General features: G+C 49.7%; 14 protein-coding genes. 5 read left to right on the top strand and 9 right to left on the bottom strand.

Going from position 1 to position 18,721, the window contains the following annotated elements:
- Window positions 1-77 precede the first annotated feature (77 nt).
- From ABT58_RS15825 to fdhF, 3 genes are all read right to left on the bottom strand, one after another.
- Window positions 78-1,661 carry a glutamate synthase-related protein gene (locus tag ABT58_RS15825; protein WP_047875379.1) on the bottom strand — a complete coding sequence of 528 codons (1,584 nt, stop codon included), beginning with the start codon at window positions 1,659-1,661 and terminating at the stop codon, window positions 78-80.
- Window positions 1,662-1,872: 211 nt separating this feature from the next.
- Window positions 1,873-2,568 carry an aspartate/glutamate racemase family protein gene (locus tag ABT58_RS15820; protein ID WP_047875378.1) on the bottom strand — a complete coding sequence of 232 codons (696 nt, stop codon included), beginning with the start codon at window positions 2,566-2,568 and terminating at the stop codon, window positions 1,873-1,875.
- A gap of 159 nt (window positions 2,569-2,727) precedes the next feature.
- Window positions 2,728-6,915, bottom strand: a complete 4,188-nt coding sequence (fdhF, locus tag ABT58_RS15815) for a formate dehydrogenase subunit alpha (protein WP_047875377.1) — start codon at window positions 6,913-6,915, stop codon at window positions 2,728-2,730.
- Between the two features lie 372 nt (window positions 6,916-7,287).
- On the opposite strand from fdhF, the gene ABT58_RS15810 reads away from it, so the two are divergent.
- On the top strand, window positions 7,288-8,238 hold the full coding sequence (locus tag ABT58_RS15810) for a chemotaxis protein CheV (RefSeq protein WP_047875376.1): 951 nt from the start codon (window positions 7,288-7,290) through the stop codon (window positions 8,236-8,238).
- A gap of 61 nt (window positions 8,239-8,299) precedes the next feature.
- On the opposite strand, the gene ABT58_RS15805 is transcribed toward ABT58_RS15810, so the two are convergent.
- The 3 genes from ABT58_RS15805 to pdsO all read right to left on the bottom strand — a co-directional run bounded on the left by ABT58_RS15805 (window position 8,300) and on the right by pdsO (window position 10,469).
- Window positions 8,300-9,046 (bottom strand): PEP-CTERM sorting domain-containing protein, encoded by a 747-nt coding sequence (locus ABT58_RS15805; RefSeq protein ID WP_158261738.1) that lies wholly within the window; start codon window positions 9,044-9,046, stop codon window positions 8,300-8,302.
- Window positions 9,047-9,418: 372 nt separating this feature from the next.
- Window positions 9,419-9,673: a hypothetical protein gene (locus tag ABT58_RS15800; RefSeq protein ID WP_146147253.1), complete on the bottom strand. Its 255-nt coding sequence runs from the start codon at window positions 9,671-9,673 to the stop codon at window positions 9,419-9,421.
- Between the two features lie 34 nt (window positions 9,674-9,707).
- Window positions 9,708-10,469 (bottom strand): sortase-associated OmpA-like protein PdsO, encoded by a 762-nt coding sequence (gene pdsO / locus ABT58_RS15795; RefSeq protein ID WP_047875373.1) that lies wholly within the window; start codon window positions 10,467-10,469, stop codon window positions 9,708-9,710.
- 265 nt (window positions 10,470-10,734) lie between these two features.
- Here pdsO and pdsR point away from each other — a divergent pair, with 265 nt between their 5' ends.
- The 3 genes from pdsR to ABT58_RS15780 all read left to right on the top strand — a co-directional run bounded on the left by pdsR (window position 10,735) and on the right by ABT58_RS15780 (window position 14,790).
- Window positions 10,735-11,421: a proteobacterial dedicated sortase system response regulator gene (gene pdsR / locus ABT58_RS15790; RefSeq protein WP_047875372.1), complete on the top strand. Its 687-nt coding sequence runs from the start codon at window positions 10,735-10,737 to the stop codon at window positions 11,419-11,421.
- A 2-nt stretch (window positions 11,422-11,423) separates the two neighbouring features.
- Window positions 11,424-13,709: a proteobacterial dedicated sortase system histidine kinase gene (gene pdsS, locus ABT58_RS15785; RefSeq protein WP_229821631.1), complete on the top strand. Its 2,286-nt coding sequence runs from the start codon at window positions 11,424-11,426 to the stop codon at window positions 13,707-13,709.
- A gap of 481 nt (window positions 13,710-14,190) precedes the next feature.
- On the top strand, window positions 14,191-14,790 hold the full coding sequence (locus tag ABT58_RS15780; protein ID WP_053063112.1) for a hypothetical protein: 600 nt from the start codon (window positions 14,191-14,193) through the stop codon (window positions 14,788-14,790).
- Between the two features lie 18 nt (window positions 14,791-14,808).
- Here the strand turns inward: ABT58_RS15780 and ABT58_RS15775 are convergent, their stop codons facing one another.
- From ABT58_RS15775 to ABT58_RS15765, 3 genes are all read right to left on the bottom strand, one after another.
- Window positions 14,809-15,159: a hypothetical protein gene (locus tag ABT58_RS15775; RefSeq protein WP_053063111.1), complete on the bottom strand. Its 351-nt coding sequence runs from the start codon at window positions 15,157-15,159 to the stop codon at window positions 14,809-14,811.
- Between the two features lie 436 nt (window positions 15,160-15,595).
- Window positions 15,596-16,714, bottom strand: coding sequence for a glycine cleavage system aminomethyltransferase GcvT (gene gcvT, locus ABT58_RS15770; protein ID WP_047875371.1), 1,119 nt, complete (start codon window positions 16,712-16,714; stop codon window positions 15,596-15,598).
- Between the two features lie 227 nt (window positions 16,715-16,941).
- Window positions 16,942-17,577: a helix-turn-helix domain-containing protein gene (locus tag ABT58_RS15765; RefSeq protein ID WP_047875370.1), complete on the bottom strand. Its 636-nt coding sequence runs from the start codon at window positions 17,575-17,577 to the stop codon at window positions 16,942-16,944.
- Window positions 17,578-18,225: 648 nt separating this feature from the next.
- Here ABT58_RS15765 and gcvH point away from each other — a divergent pair.
- Entirely contained in the window at window positions 18,226-18,603 is a 378-nt protein-coding gene (gcvH, locus tag ABT58_RS15760; protein WP_047875369.1) for a glycine cleavage system protein GcvH, read from the top strand.
- Window positions 18,604-18,721 lie beyond the last annotated feature (118 nt).

Raw genomic sequence — 18,721 nt, 5'->3', positions numbered from 1 at the left:
CCTTAAGTGAACGGCATTAGGTCATCGCCTTCCTTTTTGTTGTTGGTTGAGAGTAGCCATATTGATGTTCAGGGGGATTACAATAACGTTTTATCGACGGCCGTTATTCCAGCATATTTCACGCCAGACAGCAGGGCCATCTCACGGTGCCAGGTCGCCAGATCGTTCGCATTAAACTGACTTAACTCATTGTGTCCACACGCCCTCGCCATCACTGTCATTAACTCGGTGGAGGCTTCAAAAAAGTTGTGCAGTTGCTTCGAGGCTTTTTCCACATTCAATCGCTGTCGTAAATCCGCTTTTTGTGTCGCAATCCCCGCTGGGCAATTGTTGGTATTACACATGCGAGCCGCCACACACCCGATAGACTGCATGGCACTATTGGCAATCGCGACCCCATCCGCCCCTAACGCCAGTGCTTTAACAAAATCAATCGGTACCCGTATGCCACCGGTGATAATCAAAGTGACACGGCCACTGGCTCCCACCTTATCGAGATACGCTCTGGCGCGAGCTAACGCAGGGATGGTTGGGACACTGATATGATCACGAAACATCTCAGGTGCGGCACCGGTACCGCCACCACGTCCATCCAGAATGATGTAATCAGCACTGGCATCCAACGCAAATTGAATATCCTCTTCAATGTGATTGGCGCTGAGCTTAAAGCCTATGGGGATCCCACCCGTCACATTACGCACATGATCGGCAAAACGCTTGAAATCTTCTGCTGTGTGTAAGTCTGTAAAGGTTGGCGGCGAAATCGCAGGTGTGCCTGCTTCAATACCCCGCACTTGCGCTATTTTTCCGATATTTTTTGCTCCTGGCAGATGGCCTCCCGTGCCGGTTTTGGCGCCTTGACCGCCTTTAAAATGGAATGCCTGTACCTGCTTGAGTTTTGCCTCGTCATAACCAAATTGCGCACTGGCTAATTCGTAAAAATAGCGACTATTGGCGGCTTGCTCTTCCGGCAGCATGCCGCCTTCCCCGGAACAAATGCCGGTACCGGCCAACTCTGCCCCTTTGGCGAGCGCCACTTTCGCTTCTTCCGACAAAGCACCAAAACTCATGTCTGACACCAACAATGGGATCGCTAATTTCAACGGCTTTTTCGCCTGCGGGCCAATCACTAATTCTGTCACTACTGGCACATCTTCTTGCAACGGTTGTGTCGCCATTTGTGCCACCATGATTTGCAAGTCATCCCAGTGCGGCAATAAATGACGAGGCACGCCCATAGAGGTCATTGGCCCATGGTGACCCATGTTTGCCAATCCCTCTCGTGCTAGCTGGTGAATAAAAGCCACTGTGGGCTCGTCAGTCGTGGCTTTGGCGACGGGCATGTCATTCCCATCGCCCTCCTTCACGTCCGTTTCCGGCTCAGATTCCTGATCTGGCGCCTCTTTACCTACAAGATCAGCAGAAAACTGTTGATGAGTTCCATCACAGAATGGCGTGTCTTTTGTGTATTTACAGCGACAAAGAAAAGCGTCACCACTGTCTTTAGCCGTGAAAGCGTGAGGGGTAAACGCTGTTCCCGCGTGGGAACCATCACAGTAGGGTTGGTTTTTCGAGCGACCACAGGTACAAAAGTAATACTCTTGTCCGGCCTGAAGCACCACTTTGATCGGTTTATTGTCTGCAATAATCGGCTTGCTCATACGCTACCCTTCCTATGATTTTTCGTTATTTTGATAAATCACTTTATAGCGTAGAAGAAAGTGGCGATTTACTGACTTATGCTAAGCAAAGAAAGCCGACTCACTGTGCATTCGCACAGCAGATGGCAAATGACATGTCGCTCGGGGAGCAAATAAAAACGGCGCCCGCTCAATGAGCACGCGCCGCATAAGTTCATATGAAGAAACGGAATTAATCCGCTAATGCCCATTGCACACCTTGATTGGCATGAATGGCGGTTGTGTCATACAACGGTACCGCAGTGTCAGTCTGCTGCACTAACAACGCAATTTCCGTACAGCCAAGGATCACTGCCTGTGCCCCTTGTTCGTGCAAGCTCTGAATGATTTCCAAATAGGCCGCTTTAGAATCGGGATTGATCGTCCCTTTGCACAACTCGTTATAAATCACATCATGCACAACGGTTCTGGCCGTATCATCTGGCACAATCACCTCAATACCGAAGTTATCCGTCAATCGGCCTTTGTAGAAGTCCTGCTCCATGGTGAATCGTGTACCTAACAAACCCACCTTTGTGACTTGGTTGTCGACCAAGACCTGCGCCGTCGCATCGGCAATGTGCAAAACAGGGATCGAAATTTTCGCTTCAATTTGCGGCACCACTTTATGCATGGTGTTAGTACAGATCATCAGAAAATCCGCACCGCCCTTTTCGACCGATTGTGCCGCCTCAGCCAAAATAGCAGCAGTTTCATCCCATTTTCCCGCATGCTGTAACTGCTCAATCTCACTGAAATCGACGCTGTATAAACAGATTTTGGCAGAGTGCAGCCCACCCAACTGGGCTTTTACGCCTTCATTTAAGGCTTTGTAATAACTGGCGGTTGATTCCCAACTCATGCCGCCTAACATTCCAATCGTTTTCACTGTAAATCCCTATTTTTCATTATCTTTAATGACTATTCAGTATCCACATAACGATCCAATGGGCAATCTCTTTTGCACAAAAAAAGCCCACACTGGCGAACCAAGTGTGGGCTTATGGTATTTAGCGCATAAAGGCTACATTAACGACATTAAACCGGATTAAGCAGGCAGTATTTCTGCTTCGGCTTCTGTCTCAGCAACGTGTGCTTTTTCGATCTTCACCGCTGCCACCTTGAACTCAGGGATCTTGGCGTGCGGGTCTGTCGCGGTCACGGTCAGTTTGTTCGCCGCTGACTCCACAAAGTGGAACGGCACAAATATCACACCTTCTTGCATACGCTTGGTCACAAACGCAGGTGTTTCAATGCTGCCACGGCGCGTAGACACTTTCAGCATCTCACCGTTGCTGATCCCCAAACGCTCGGCATCTTGCACTGAAATCATCGCACGTGGGCCAGCCAGATTATCCAACCCTTTGGTCTTACGCGTCATGGTGCCAGTGTGGAATTGTTCCAACAAACGGCCTGTGGTCAGTACCATTGGGTATTCCGGATCAGGCAATTCAGCCGCGTAACGGAACGGTACTGCTGCCATTTCGCCCTTGCCGCGCATCATGCTGTCTTTGTGCATAATACGGGTACCCGCATGCTCCGTGCTTGGACATGGCCACTGAATACCTTCAGCCCCCACGCGATCCCATGTGATGCCCGCATACTGCGGCGTCAGCACATTGATCTCGTCAGTGATGTCACGTACCGATTCATAAGCCCAATCACTGCCCATCGCGTTAGCAATAGTCTGGATAATGCGCCAGTCTTCCATCGCTTCGCCTGGTGCGCGCAATGCTGGCGACACACGCTGAACGCGACGTTCAGTGTTCGTAAAGTGACCGGATTTTTCAGCAAACGAGAACGATGGCAATACCACGTCCGCCAGCTGTGCAGTTTCGGTCAGGAAGATATCCTGCACCACCAAGAAATCCAATGTCGCTAGCGCTTCCAGCACGTGCTTCTGATCAGGGTCGCTCAGCACAGGGTTTTCACCCATCACATACAGACCACGTACCTGCTGCTGACACGCCGCATCGACGATTTCCGTCAGTGTCAGGCCATCTTCTGCTGGCAGTTCCGGACAATCCCACGCTTTGGCAAACTTCTGGTGTGCCTCTGGGTTACGGATTTTCTGGTAACCCGGGAAATCTTTCGGCAACGCACCCATGTCACACGCACCCTGTACGTTTGACTGACCACGTAGCGGGTTAATACCGCCGCCTTCAATACCGATGTTGCCACACAGCATTTGCAGGTTGGCAATCGAACGCACGTTGTCGTGACCCGTCGTATGCTGCGTAATACCCATGGAGTAGTACACTGCCGTACGCTCTGCGGTACCGATCATCTCTGCCATGTGCAGCAGATCCGCCTGCTTCACACCGGTGATCAGTTCTACATTGGCTGGCGAGTAATCCTCACGCATCACTTCGTCTTTCAACACATCAAAGCCGGTTACACGTTCAGCGATGTACGCTTCATCTTGCCAGCCATTTTTGATGATTTGCTGCATGATACCGTTCAACAGCATCACATCCGTACCCGGACGGTGAGCCACATACAGTGACGCATGATCCGCGATTTCAACGTGTTTAGGATCCGCCACCACCAAGCGCGCTTTACCCGCTCGCAACGCCTGCTTAATGTGCGATGCGATGATTGGGTGCGCTGCAGTCGTATCTGAACCAATGATGAAAATCAGATCCGAATGTTGAATGCTTGGGATGTCGTTAGTCATCGCCCCGCTGCCCAGTGACGCTTCCAAACCCGTTACGGTGGTGGAGTGACACAGACGTGCACAGTGGTCGATGTTGTTGGTCAGCAATTCACGACGGAAGAACTTCTGGAACGCAAAGTTATCTTCGTTGGTGGTCTTCGCTGATGAGAAGCCCGCCAATGCATTACCGCCGTGAGTGGCTTTAATTTCACCCAGTTTGTCAGCCACCAACGCAATGGCTTCAGACCATGTCGCTTTTTCCAGCTTACCGTTACGGCCACCGCGACGAATCAGCGGATGCGTCAGACGCTCTTCACTTTGAATAAAATCAAAGCCAAAGCGGCCTTTCACACACAGCATCCCTTGGTTAACCGGTGACGATTTCGCACCCTGTACGTAGCGGATTTTGTTTGTCGCTTCATCCACAAACATGGTGACCTTACAGCCCACACCACAGTAGGTACAAATGGTGTCGACCGGTGTCAGCATTTCAATGCGGCCTTGTGAACGGTCACGACCATCCACCAGCGCACCGGTTGGACAAACCTGCACACACGCACCACACTGCACACAGTTTGAATCACCCATTGGCTGACGGTTATCAAAGCCCGGGCGACACTCTGGACGGTTAGCGCTGGTGCCGTCTTCATTTTTCATGAAGCTCAACACGCCGTGTACGGTTTTCTCGTTACACGTCTGCACACACTGGCCACAGCTGATACAGCGGTTCGCATCAAACACGATAAATTCTGCGCTGTTGTCCACCGCAAATTTCTGGCAATCCGCCATCGCTTCGGCGTTTTGTTCGGCTTTATATTCAGTCGAATAATCACGCAGTTTACAGTCGGTATTGGCCTGACAACCACATTCCAGACAGCGAGCCGCTTCACGCATCGCGTCTTCATTGTCAAAACCGGTTTCCACTTCTGCAAAGCTCAGTTCGCGCTCAGCGGTTGTCAGTTCTGGCATGATCGCACGCATGGCTTTTTGAATACCGGCAAACTGCGCCGGGTCAACCTGCTTCACGCTCGCCGCTTTTTGCGCATTGAACGGTTTCACCGGTACCGCCGCCATATCGCCGTGCAAGTAACGGTCAATGGCATGAGCAGCCACACGGCCATCCGCCACCGCTTCAATCGCGGTTGCAGGGCCACGGCGTAAATCACCAATACTGAATATGTTTTCGACACCCACGTGCATGGTATGCTCGCAAGATTCCACGGTCTGCCAACGGGTGATCGGCAATTCCAACGTGTCATCATTCAAAAATGACAGATCCGGCTTTTGCGATACCGCAGAAATCACCGTATCAAAGTGTTCTACCACGTATTCGCCAGTTGGTACCGGACTACGACGGCCAGAAGCATCCGGCTCGCCCAATGCCATTTTTTCCAGCTTCACATCGGTCACACGGCCGTTTTCATCCGCCATGTTTTCTACCGGATTGGTCAGGAAGTGGAATTTCACTCCTTCGTGCTCCGCTTCGGCGATTTCGTAATCTTCCGCTGGCATTTCGTCACGGGTACGACGGTAAATCAACGTCGTGTCTGCCCCATCACGCACGGCGGTACGGGCACAGTCAATCGCGGTGTTACCCCCACCAATGACGGCCACTTTTTTGCCCGTGGTGTACTGCTTATCAGTGACATAATCTTTCAGGTAATCCACACCCAAGTAGCAACCGTCCAGATCGCTGCCTGTGTAGTGCATTTCTACCGCTTGTGAAGCACCCACGGCCAAACACACGGCATCATAATCCGCCACAAGCTCTGACAATTGCATGTCTTTGCCCAGAGATTGGTTGGTTTTCACTTCCATCCCGTTACGGCAAATCAGCTCAATTTCTTTGTCCAGAATCGCTTTTGGCAAACGGTACTCAGGAATACCATAACGCAGCCAGCCGCCCGCTTTTGGCATCGATTCAAATACCGTGACAGCGTAACCTTCATTGCTCAGGTAATAACCACAGCTCAAACCGCCCGGGCCACTACCAATAATGGCCACACGCTTACCTTTGTCGGCTTTACGCGGTGGCACGTATTGTTCTTGGGCTTCTAAATCGATATCGGCTGCGTGACGTTTTAGCTGGCGGATCGCCAACGGCTCATCCACGATGCCACGGCGACATTCCGCCTCACAAAATGCCGGACACACACGGCCAATAGATAGGGGCATTGGCAGTGTACGTTTGATCACTTCTACCGCTTTTTGATGATCATTCTGGGCGATGTGATACAGGTAAGATTGGATGTCCACGCCTGCTGGACAGGCGGTTTGGCACGGCGCTTCACAGTCCGCGTAATGATCCGCCATGATGCGGTTCAACGCCTGACGACGGTGTGCACTCAACGCGTCACTCTGTGTGGTGACCGACATCCCTGCTTGCGCAGTCACTTCACAAGCACGCTGCATACCCTGCCCGTCGATCTCCACCATACAGAGATCACAAGGTACTTTTTCACCGCTCTTGTTCAGCCCACACAGAGATGGGATTTCGATCTGATGTGCATTCGCCACATCAAGGAGTGATTGTTGGCCGTCGACAGCAATAGACTGTCCGTCAATGATGACATTGTTCATAATTGTCTCTTCTGTTGCTGGCACTGAATGGTATAGATCACTGTTGATATTGACCTTTTTATTATTTATTGGCCGACCGTGAGCAACGGCTGACCGCACAGTGCACAGAATGCTAACCGGCATAAATGTTTGATTTACGCTGAGATAGTGGAGCTTATTACATTATTTTGTGAACAGAGTAACACTTAGTGGGAAAAAATCCTTGATTTGGAACAGTGCGGAGGTTTATTTCACAAAGGTGTTTTTTCACATTCTGTCTGACTAAATAGGTCTACTTTGTCAGCAAAAGATTCGCTTTAGGCGTGACTTTATATCACGCTTCCCCGTATAATTTACTGATAACCCGAATAATTACCAAGCGCGAAGCATCGTATGGCGACAATATTAGATTCAGTGGATCAACGCACGAAACTGGTCGGTGAAAACCGATTGGAATTGTTGATCTTTCAAATGCACACAGGACAACTTTTTGCGATCAATGTGTTTAAGGTGAAAGAAGTTGTTAAACTGCCAAAACTGAATCGTCTGCCAGGCTCTCACCCGCACATTACCGGGGTGGCCAATATTCGTGGTGCTTCTATTCCCGTGATTGATCTGCGACAGGCCATTGGTATGCGTGGCGATCAGCAGGAAGGCGAATGCAATATCATCATCACTGAATATAACCGCTCAGTGCAGGCCTTTTTGGTCGGCCAGGTGATGAACATTGTTAACCTGACCTGGGCAGATATTCAGCCGCCGCCAAAGCAAGTGGGTAAGAACAACTACCTGACCGCCATTACCAAAGTGCCGCGTGACGGTATGGATCGTCTGGTCAGCATTATCGATGTGGAAAAAGTGCTGGCGGAAATTGTCGATTACGATATTCAGATCTCTAATGGCGTGCTGGATAACACCATCATCAACCATTTCGTCGGCAAGAAAGTCTTGATCGTGGATGACTCCTCCACTGCCCGTGCGCAGATCCGCGATACGTTATCACAGCTTGGTCTTGAAGTGATTGAAGCCAGCGATGGCCTGAAAGCTCTCACCCTGTTGAAGGGTTGGTGTGACAGTGGCAAATCCGTGCACGATGAAATCATGATGATGTTCACCGATGCCGAAATGCCTGAAATGGACGGCTATAAGCTGACTTATGAAATCCGCAACGATCCGCGTATGAATGACTTGTTCATTGCTCTGAACACCTCACTCAGCGGCAGCTTCAACGAAGCCATGGTGGAAAAAGTCGGCTGTGACCGTTTCATTTCTAAATTCCAGCCAGATTTGCTGGTCGAAGTGGTGCAAGATCGTCTGCGCACAATCCTGTCCCATTGTAAATAAACGCCAATAAAAAACTCGCCCTGTGGCGAGTTTTTTACTTTTGGCGAAGTACGACTGGGTATTACGCCTTATTCATTTCAATTTTGGCTTTGCGACGACGGGTATAACCCAACCCCATCAGACCCAGACCAAACATTGCCATTGTCGCTGGCTCCGGCACTTTAATTGCATCAATCGTAAAGTCGATAGACGTTTTCCCTTCCTCCCCTTTCGTATTAATGATCACCTCGATGGCACTTACAGACGTAAAGTCCACACCGGTAAAATCACTGAATGCAAATGAACGCGTGATTGGTACCTCTGTGCCGCTACCATCAAATTCCTTCACGAAGCTATTTGCACCGCCGTTAGACCACACACCAATTGAGAATGAGAAACCAAGGTCAGCCTCTAATACATCCAGAAGAAACGCATTACCACTTTGCAGCAGATTCACGCTACCTAAACCTGTCGTATCAAGATTATCGGCGTCATTATCATCACCATCATACTGAAGTTTACCTCGGCCAATGCCACCGGAACCGGTTTCATAAGTCAAAGTACTCCCTGCCACCGCCATACGTACACCGGAAGCAGGATCAAAACCTTCATCGAGCAACTCGACAAAAAGATCTCGCTCACCACCTAACACGGTCAATGAATCAAATGTATCACCCACACCACCATCACCGGTGGTTAAATCTTGTGCAGAGTTCCCGCCCGCAATAGGATCTGAAAAATCGTCAATAATAAACGTCGCCTGTGCGTGTGACGCAAATGCCATTGAAGCTGCTAGTGCTGTATATAGTCCGTATTTCTTCATATTCATGGGGGTTATCTCCCTGTCATATAGATGCTTGCTACGTTGCATTAGTTGTCTTCGTTGTACATATAATACAAAGCACCTTCCGTGCCACTTTTTTGAGACACTATTTATCAATGACTTACGTAACACACCCGTTTTCAAAATGAGAATACTGTAAAATTTCCTGACACACAGTCGTATCACCATTGGATTAACAGTAGACCAGACTGAAATGCAGCACCGACAATTTCAATAACACTTCAAACCACACGGCTTCATTCATAACAAATCCATTCATCATCGTTCCGTTCATCATCACTCATCCATGATTGCTCTATGCACAATCGTCCCGTTTAAAACAACCTCATTCGTGGTGGTCGTTTCACCGTGCCAGATTTATCGCTTTGAATGAGGTTCATGACTCATCGGGATATGCTGTTCAATATCCACCTCATCCTCGCTAACCCGATGCAACGCACCCTGCATGTCATCACTCCATGCATACAGGGTTTGCCCATCTACCGTATCAATTCGCTGCGCCATGACGTCATCGGCTTTTACCCCAATCTGTAACGTCAATATCAGCGTCAGCATGATGGGGAGCATCCAGTTCGATGCCCCCGTCACCTTTTCTGTTTTACGCAATGCCATCATTACCCTTATTTCTACTGCTTGGTCGTAATGCTTACTTCAGGCTGTATGCTGTGCTGACTTCACCATTACCACTGCGCAAGGTCACACGACGGTCAAAGAAATCACCTTCAAAGTTCTGCTCATCTTTCAGTGGTGCTTGATCGCCGTAGGCAGAGGCATAAATCTGGTTGCCATCCACACCATGCTGTTCAAGATAATCACGCACGGCGGCTACACGTTGTTCGGACAACTGCAAGTTACGCGCTTCGCTGCCACGGCGGTCAGCATAGCCAGACAGTTCCCATTTAATGTCTGGGGCTTGTTTCATTACTTCGGCGATTTCATCCAGCTGCACTTTGAAATGCGGTTCAATCTCGGCAGAGCCGGTACGGAAGTGCACATTCATTTCCAGCGCCAGGTCGATTTCACGCTGCTCGATGTTCATCAGGTCGTATTTTTCCTGCTCTAAACGGGCGATATCGATTTGTGCCTGGTTATAACGTTGACTGATGTCTTCCAATGCCTGATTGCGTGAGGCCAGTTCATCAATCTCTTCCGTTTGTGCCTGAATGTAACCGTCCTGGCCAACAGCGGTACCGACTATGCCGCCCACAATGCCACCGATGGCCGCGCCCACTGGACCACCAATGACGGCACCCAGTGCGGCACCGCTACCAAAGCCGATTAAGGTTTCTTGTTCACCGACGTTGTATTGGTCGTTCGAATCCACAGGTTGTGATGCCATCGCTGACGGTGCCGCTAGGCTGGTAACCATTAGGGTGGCGATTAGGGTCGAGATAAGCTGCTTTTTCATGGTGTCATCCTCATTCTGTTTATTGTTGCCATTTGACGTTGTTGTCTGCGTGCTGCTTGGGTCACGCCGTTTCGATGAGGTTATTAAACCAAGCAGATGTGGCATCAGAAGGGACAAAAAAAGGCAATGTGCTGATCAATTGTGGCAAAAAAATGGCAATTGCCTTATTTCACCGAAACGCCCTTTTTTAGCGGTTGTTTTCTTGTATAGTCACTGCATTACGAGACAGCGAGCGGCAGTATTCAGGCCCGCCAAGGTAGAAAAGATGAAAAAAATTGTCATTGTTGAAGATGAACAAGCGATCCGTGAAAACTATATCGATGTACTGAAAAAGCATGGCTACGACGTGCAAGGCTTCGATAATCGCCCGGATGCCCAACACGCGTTTTCTGAGCAACTGCCCGATTTGGCCATTATTGATATTGGTTTGCAAAATGAGATCGACGGTGGCTTTACGCTATGCCAATCACTGCGTGCCATGTCGCCGACCCTGCCGATTATTTTTCTCACTGCCCGTGACAGCGACTTTGATACTGTGTGTGGTTTGCGCATGGGGGCCGATGACTACCTGACCAAAGACATCAGCCTGCCCCATTTGATTGCCCGTATTGCCGCCCTGTTCCGCCGCAGCGATTTAATGGCGACACCGACCGAGCAAGACACCCTGATGGAACGGGGTGCCCTGACCATCGATAAAAACAAAATGCAGGTGTTCTGGAACCACCAACTGATTGAGCTGACTGTCACTGAATTTTGGATGGTGTATGCGCTGGCAAAACGCCCGGGGCATGTAAAAAGCCGCCATGATTTGATGGATGAAGCGCAAGTAGTGGTGGATGACAGCACCATTACCTCGCACATCAAACGTATTCGTAAGAAATTCATGCAATACGATGCCAGTTTTGACCGTATCAGCACGGTGTATGGCATGGGTTACCGTTGGGGTGCCTGATCATGCTTGAACGCCTACAAGGTCTGGAACATCGCTTAAAAGACTGGCTACACACACAGCGAGAAAAGCCGTCTCCTCTGCGCTCACAAATGCGGTTCGGTTTTGGTCTGCGCACCAAGGTGATTTTAATTGCCAGCTTACTGTTAGCCCTGCCGTGGGTCGGTTACAACTATGTGCTGGAAATGGAGAAAATCCTGCGTCAAGGGCAAGAGCAAACCTTGATCGGCACCACCCGCGCACTGGCAACGGCGTTGAATGAACGCCCTAACCTCTTTAATGATCAGGCCAGTTTTTTGCAGTCAGTGGAAAAAGGCCGGGACTTGTACGCGTACGATCTGAATGCACCTATCACGCTCGATGGTAAATTGGATGACTGGGCCGATCTCGACGATAAGCTGATGGAATACGGCCGCGATTATGTCCAATTCAGCCGCCAACCCTATCGCGCTTCCAGCCTGCATTTTCGCCATGTGGTCGGCAAGCATGACGGTGCCCTCTACGCCGCGTTTGACGTCAGTGACAAAAAACCGGTTATGCGACGTCAAGGCGCTGCCCGCGTCGACCGTAACGATCATCTCGTCATTGCCATGACCACCCCCAGCGGTGAGTTTCATCGCTATGTGATTGCCGCTTATGCCGATGGCAAGGTCGACGCCTGGCAGCTCAATGGCGACATCAATAATCCTGAGGATCTTATCCCTACGCAAGACATTCAGGGTTATTGGCGCACCACGGACACCGGCTACAACATTGAATTGCGCCTGCCGTTATCCCTTCTTGGCAGTAAGCTGGGCTTTGCCTTTTATGATGTGAACAGTACGCGCAGCCGCGATGTGGAAACCATCATTGGCACCTCTAACACCAACCACCAGCACAAACTAGGCACGGTGTTAGTGCCGTCTCCCGAGATCGAGCAAATTCTCAAAGGCATGGGGCATACCACCTCGCGTATTTGGGTAGTGGATCGCCATCAGCGCATTTTGGCGCAAACCGGTGATATTCAGCAGTCAAATGGCGTTTGGTCGACTTCCATTGATCAAAGCGAGGATAAATCCTGGTGGTCAAGGCTAACAGAAACTTACCTGCACCCGCTGTACTACCGCTATTTGCTGACGGAGCCGACGCCGTTTACCGATTCCTTGAAAGATGCCGCTGCTGTACAAAGCGTGCCGCTGTTTCAGGCGCTGCAAGGACGTGGCTACTCACAATGGCGTCAGTCAGAAGACGGCAACGCGATGATCCTCTCTGCCGCTTACCCGATTTGGCTGGATAACAACGTCATGGGCGCGGTGATTGCAGAAGAATCCACTCTGGGTATTCAAACCCTGACCAATCGGGCACTGGAAGAACTGCTTAATGCGCTGGTGGCGATCATCACCATTGGCACGCTCACGCTGTTTTTATTTGCGTCTAAGATATCTAACCGCATTCGCCGTTTGCGCGATGAAGCGGAACACGCCATCGACAGCCAGGGGCGCATTCAGCAAGCCATTACGCCAATGCAAGAGACAGACGAAATCGGCGATCTCAGCCGCAGTCTGGCTGCCATGGTATCGCGTTTGGGCCAGTACAACCATTATCTGGAAAACTTGTCTTCACGCTTATCACACGAGCTGCGCACACCTGTTGCTGTAGTGCGTTCGTCGATTGAAAACTTGGCCATGCAGCAGCCGGATGAAGACGCACAACGCTATATCGACCGCGCCCAAGAAGGCGTACAACGCTTGAGTACCATTTTGTCGAGCATGACAGAAGCGACCCGTATTGAGCAAAGTCTGCAAGGGGCGGAGAAAGAAGTCTTCCCACTGAATGAATTGGTGTCAGGCTGCCTACAAGGGCATGAAATGGCGTATGCCAGCCATCAGTTTACGGTGAAAGTCGAAGAAGATCTTTGGATTGATGGCGCGCCGGATTATCTGGCTCAGTTACTGGATAAACTGATCGCCAATGCGGTGGATTTCAGTGCAGAAAGCGATCCGATTGCGGTAACCCTGTCTCGCCATCATGATGAGGCGCAGTTGGTGGTCAGCAACCTAGGGCCATTGCTACCGGCCAATATGGAAAACCAGCTCTTGAATTCCATGGTATCGGTACGTAGCCAAGATAAGCAAAGCAAACCGCATTTAGGCCTTGGCTTGTTTATCGCTCGGCTGATCACGGAATATCACAACGGGACGATAAGACTGAGCAACCGGCAGGATCAACAAGGGGTCGATGTGACCATTCGATTACCATTACAGACGGGACATTTGCCGTTACGCACGACCTTACAGGCAACTCGTTCATAACGTACTGGGCTTAAAGCACCGTTTGGTGCTTTTAAGCCAATAACGAGACGTAAAATAGCCCGATAGCCACGGAAATCGCCACCACCACTAACACCACATCAAACAACATATTGCGCATAATGGCTTACTCAACAAAAGGTAAGAATTAAGTCAACATGGTTGGCCTAATTTCACAGCATGAACAGAGCGTGTCAAAAACAAGACACTCTAGTATTGGATTGAACATAAGGGGCTGTCTTTCGCCCGCTTATTCTGTACGATTACGATATTACGCCCCAATTTCTAAATAAGAGCTGAACAATATTCACTGAGAAACACTGTGGGCATACATTGCGGCAACAAACACCACCTGTATGTAAGTCCATGTACGCTATAAACTTTTTCTTGGAGTTACATCGACTATTTTATCACTAAGCATTGCCGTCACCCGCAATTAAGCAGGATAAAGTCACCTTTATTGGCAGTAGGAGGATATGCGGGAATGAAAATGTGTACTTTTTTGTTTGTGGCATCCTCAAGTTTATTCTCCTCTCTCGCGCTCAGTAACCCCCTTCCGATTAACCAATTCCATGCTTTACAAGTGCTGGCAACGTTAAAGATCAGCTCTAGCCAACTCCCTATCGGTATTGACCATAATCACCGTAGCTTATTGGGGGAAGATGCCAATGAAAATGACATTCGTGATGATTTTGAAGCGTCATTGCTGGAGAGCTATCAACAACCGGAATACGTCGCGATGGGGGCATTGGCGGCCTACCACTGGCAGACGCTCCTGAAGGTGGTGGATAAAGGGGATTGGAAACCCAGTGAGCGTGATGCGCACTTAATGATGAACACCCAAAAAGCCATTGATAAGTGCTATGCTTCGCTGGAAAAGCAACATCCGGATATGTTCAAACCGTCTTCCGTGTATTTCAATACACCACAACGGCTGGCGGCTCAGATCAGCGCAAAGAAGATCCTGCGTTTTTCAATCGATACCACGCCGCACGAACACATCATCAGCGTGAACTACGACAAGCCGTGTGACGTCTTCATGTTTCTGGCCGATAAGCTCATTCCGGCTGACAGCGAATACTGATCCGTTTCACTCAAACGACTACTGCCCATTTGCTGCGCCCCCATTGGGTAGCCCCTCGTCGCCCGACCAAACAGCGTCCGTTAAAGCATCGGTTTGCGCCGTCAAAGCAGCCTCTTTCTCCTCAATGGCACGGTATTGGGATTCACAGACTTTCTCTGTTACCTCATCACCACCATAGGTTTGCATGCAACGTTGCATGTATTCATCAAACGCCATCAATAATGGTTCGGCCTTCACAGACAGGGATACCATCGAGCAAGTCGCCACTGTGCCAGCCATCATCACTGACCAACCCAGCGCTTTTACTCTGTGCCTGAGTGACAACGGGCTGTATACGATCTTGCTGTGTACGGTGTGGATTGGATGCATACTCTGACCTCTATCTGCTTTGACCTGCTTTCACCGATTTTTACCGGCTTCACGTTCACGCCTTAACATCCGCTGCTCTATTTAGTCCTTTATCAATAAAAGATGAGATCCGGCTATCGCGCCACCCTGATAATGAGACAATGCATGAGACGACTCATGAGACAGCCCACGAGATTGTTCGTGAGACTGCTTGTAAGACAGGCCATGAAACCCGCCTTAATACCGAGCGTGCGGGTATGCAACTGACCCATCCCTTGTGATACATTCCATCCGGCAAAAGACGCAGAAACAAAAACACCCAAGCCACTTTCGTCACTTGGGTGCTGATATAACTTGGCTGATGAAGAGACGGTTGATGAGGAAACAGTGAACTATCGTGCACCGCTAATCGTTACTCGCTTCTCGCTTCTCGCTTCTCGCTTCTCGCTTCTCGGCATCAACCACGATAATAACGCTGTGGCACAAACGGCATTTTCTCTACCGTCATTGGCAGTTTCTTGCCTCGAACTTCGGCAAAAATCTCGGTGCCTAACGCCGCAAAGTCCGTTTGTACGTAAACCATCGCGACAGGTACACCCTTAGTTGGGCCAAATGTCCCGCTGGTTACAATACCAATTTCATTGTCAGCGGCATCAAACAATTTGCTGCCTTCACGGACCGGTGCTTTTGACTGCCCGACCAAACCCACACGCTTGCGTGCGACATCTTTGGTTTCAATCTGCGACAAAATCACATCCGCGCCAGGGAAACCGCCCGCGCGTTCGCCCGTGGCACGACGTACAGGGCTGATCCCCCACAACAAGCTGGCTTCAACAGGTGTGGTGGTCGGGTCAATATCATGGCCATACAGGCACAATCCACACTCTAAGCGCAATGAATCACGCGCACCTAAGCCAATCCACTCAACCTCAGCATCAGCTAACAGATGTTGAGCAAACGCGGCAGCCTCTGCGGCGGGTACCGAAATTTCAAAACCGTCTTCCCCGGTGTAACCAGAGCGGCTAACCAAACATTCCACGCCGTTCAGGGTCAGGGCTTGAGCATCCATAAATACCATGTCGGTCACGGCAGGGTTCACACGGGCTAACACCTCGGCAGCTTTGGGCCCCTGCAACGCCAGCAAAGCACGATCATCAATCACTTCCAGTGTCACATCATCCGGCAGATGCGCTTGAATATGGGCGATATCCTGCGCTTTACAGGCTGCATTCACGACCACAAACAGGTGATCACCAAAGTTGGTCACCATAAGATCATCCAAAATGCCACCCTGCTCATTGGTAAAGAACGCATAACGCTGCTTACCTGCGGGTAAATCGATAATGTCTACCGGCACCAAGGCTTCCAGTGCTTTGGCTGCACCAGCGCCATGCAATCGCAGTTGCCCCATGTGTGAGACATCAAACAAGCCAGCCGCTTCGCGACAGTGAAGATGTTCTTTACGTACACCCAGCGCATACTGAACAGGCATGTCATAACCTGCGAATGGCACCATCTTCGCGCCCATCTCAATATGTAGTGCATGTAATGGTGTGACCTGTAGTTCTTGCGTCATACGTGTATTCTCCATCCACCGCGCAGGGCGGTTTGCTTCCATAAAATCGTTATACCGATGTTAATGAATCATCATCAGTGTTTCGTATAATAAACAAGGTTGACGACGACACCAACCACCTGCCGTCACAGAAAAACATTCTCGAACAGACAGGACGAACGTCACTTACCCGAGCGGTTATCCCCTATCTCTTTGTTTGTGAAATCGCGAAAATTGCAACAAACCCATTACGATGCCGTAACCCATAAAATCAGCGCATCCTCGTCACTGACCGACGTCAGCATGTGTCCCATATTGGCATCGTAATACACCGAATCCCCTTCATTGAGGGTCACAGGTTCATAAAATTCGGTATAAAACAGCACAGAGCCTTCCAAGATCAATAAGAACTCTTCGCCATCATGGCGGATCCAATCCGGGTAATCGTCAAAGTGACGCGCCCGCACCCGCGACTTGAACGGCATCATCTTTTTGTTAGTCAATTGCGTCGCCAACAATTCATGTTCATAGGTGGTGGTGGGATGCGGTTTGCCGGCTTCTTTCAAGGTGACATCCCGTCTGCCGGTGGCTTTAATTTGCTTAGGCGGCGCAAAAAGTTGTGGAATATCAATCTCTAACCCACTAGCTAATTTCTGCATAGCCTGAAAGGTTGGAGAAATTTGTTCATTTTCAATTTTGGATAACGTCGAGCGCGCCAAGCCGGTACGCTTGCTGGCCTCTTCCAGTGTTAGGCCCAACGCCACGCGGATTTCTTTCAGGCGCTTACCCAGTTGCAACGGCTCAATCTTGTCGCTGCGCTCATTTTCTTGCTCTTTGACCACCGTCATAGACGGGTATACATCCACCGCTTGTTCATCACTCATACCGCCATCCTTGATTTTCATCATCTAAGACTGTCGCCTCTGACCATCACCACAGATTCAGATCATTGCCTTCATACCATGAGTCTTCACACCATGACGTGATCTATATTTACCACGATATTAGCAAGCTCAACCTGACATAACTCGCGGACATTGTGGTTTTTCAGCATGATTTCTGACATTGATAGTAAGAATAGTGATGACAAAAAGCAAACGTTTGCGTAACATTGCGTACATTAAAGTGTTCAATGTTCCACTATTGGAAATTTTTGTTTGATCGGTTTTCTACAGGGCGCTATGTTATTTAGTTGTTAGGCGGTTGTTTTTATCGCCCTGTTCGCGATAAGGCACAGATATCAAAGGTTAAAAAGGGTTTTGTCGTTTTCATCACGCCTTTTTTCGCCAAATCAACGTATAACCAGAATAAAAATTGCGCGTTGCGCCCCGTAATATGGCCGCTTTTTCAGGCTCTCTTTACCGTTACGTACGCCGTAAAGTATCGGGACAGCGAATAATTCCGCTGACAAGCAAACAGGCAGGTACGCCAACACCTTTGGCCTTTATAAAAGACATGCACATTGGGTTGAGCCCGCGTTCAACCGGACATCATCAACATCATTTGCAGATTGATTGCGCAAGGAGTTTTACATGGAAAATACACTGAAGTTCACTGAAAGCCACGAGTGGGTGCGCGACAACGGTGATGGCACCATCACAATGGGGATCTCGGATCACGCTCAGAGTTTACTTGGTGATGTTGTATTTGTTGACTTGCCGGAAGTCGGCGACCAAACCGAAGCGGGTGAATCGTTCTCGCTGGTGGAATCGGTAAAAGCCGCGTCTGATATCTATGCCCCTGTGACGGGTGAGATCATCGAGATCAATGAAGATCTAGAAGAAAGCCCAGAGCTGGTGAATGAACAGCCGTATGACGGTGGCTGGATTGCCAAGATTAAACTTACCGATGCGGACGAACTCAATAACCTCATCGACAGCGTGTCGTATCTAGACAGCATCGACGAATAACCGTGCAAAGGCTTTCAGGCGCTCCTGAAAGCCTTTCTTTTATCCCCTATCAAACATAGGGATTTACCACGATTATTCCCCTCGCCCTGTAGCATGCTCACCTGCAGTGGCGGTAACC

This window comes from Photobacterium aphoticum (assembly GCF_001029435.1).
GTDB classification, from domain to species: domain Bacteria; phylum Pseudomonadota; class Gammaproteobacteria; order Enterobacterales; family Vibrionaceae; genus Photobacterium; species Photobacterium aphoticum.
The sequence above is the reverse complement of the archived record's forward strand: the minus strand, read 5'-3'. Positions and strand labels throughout refer to the sequence as shown.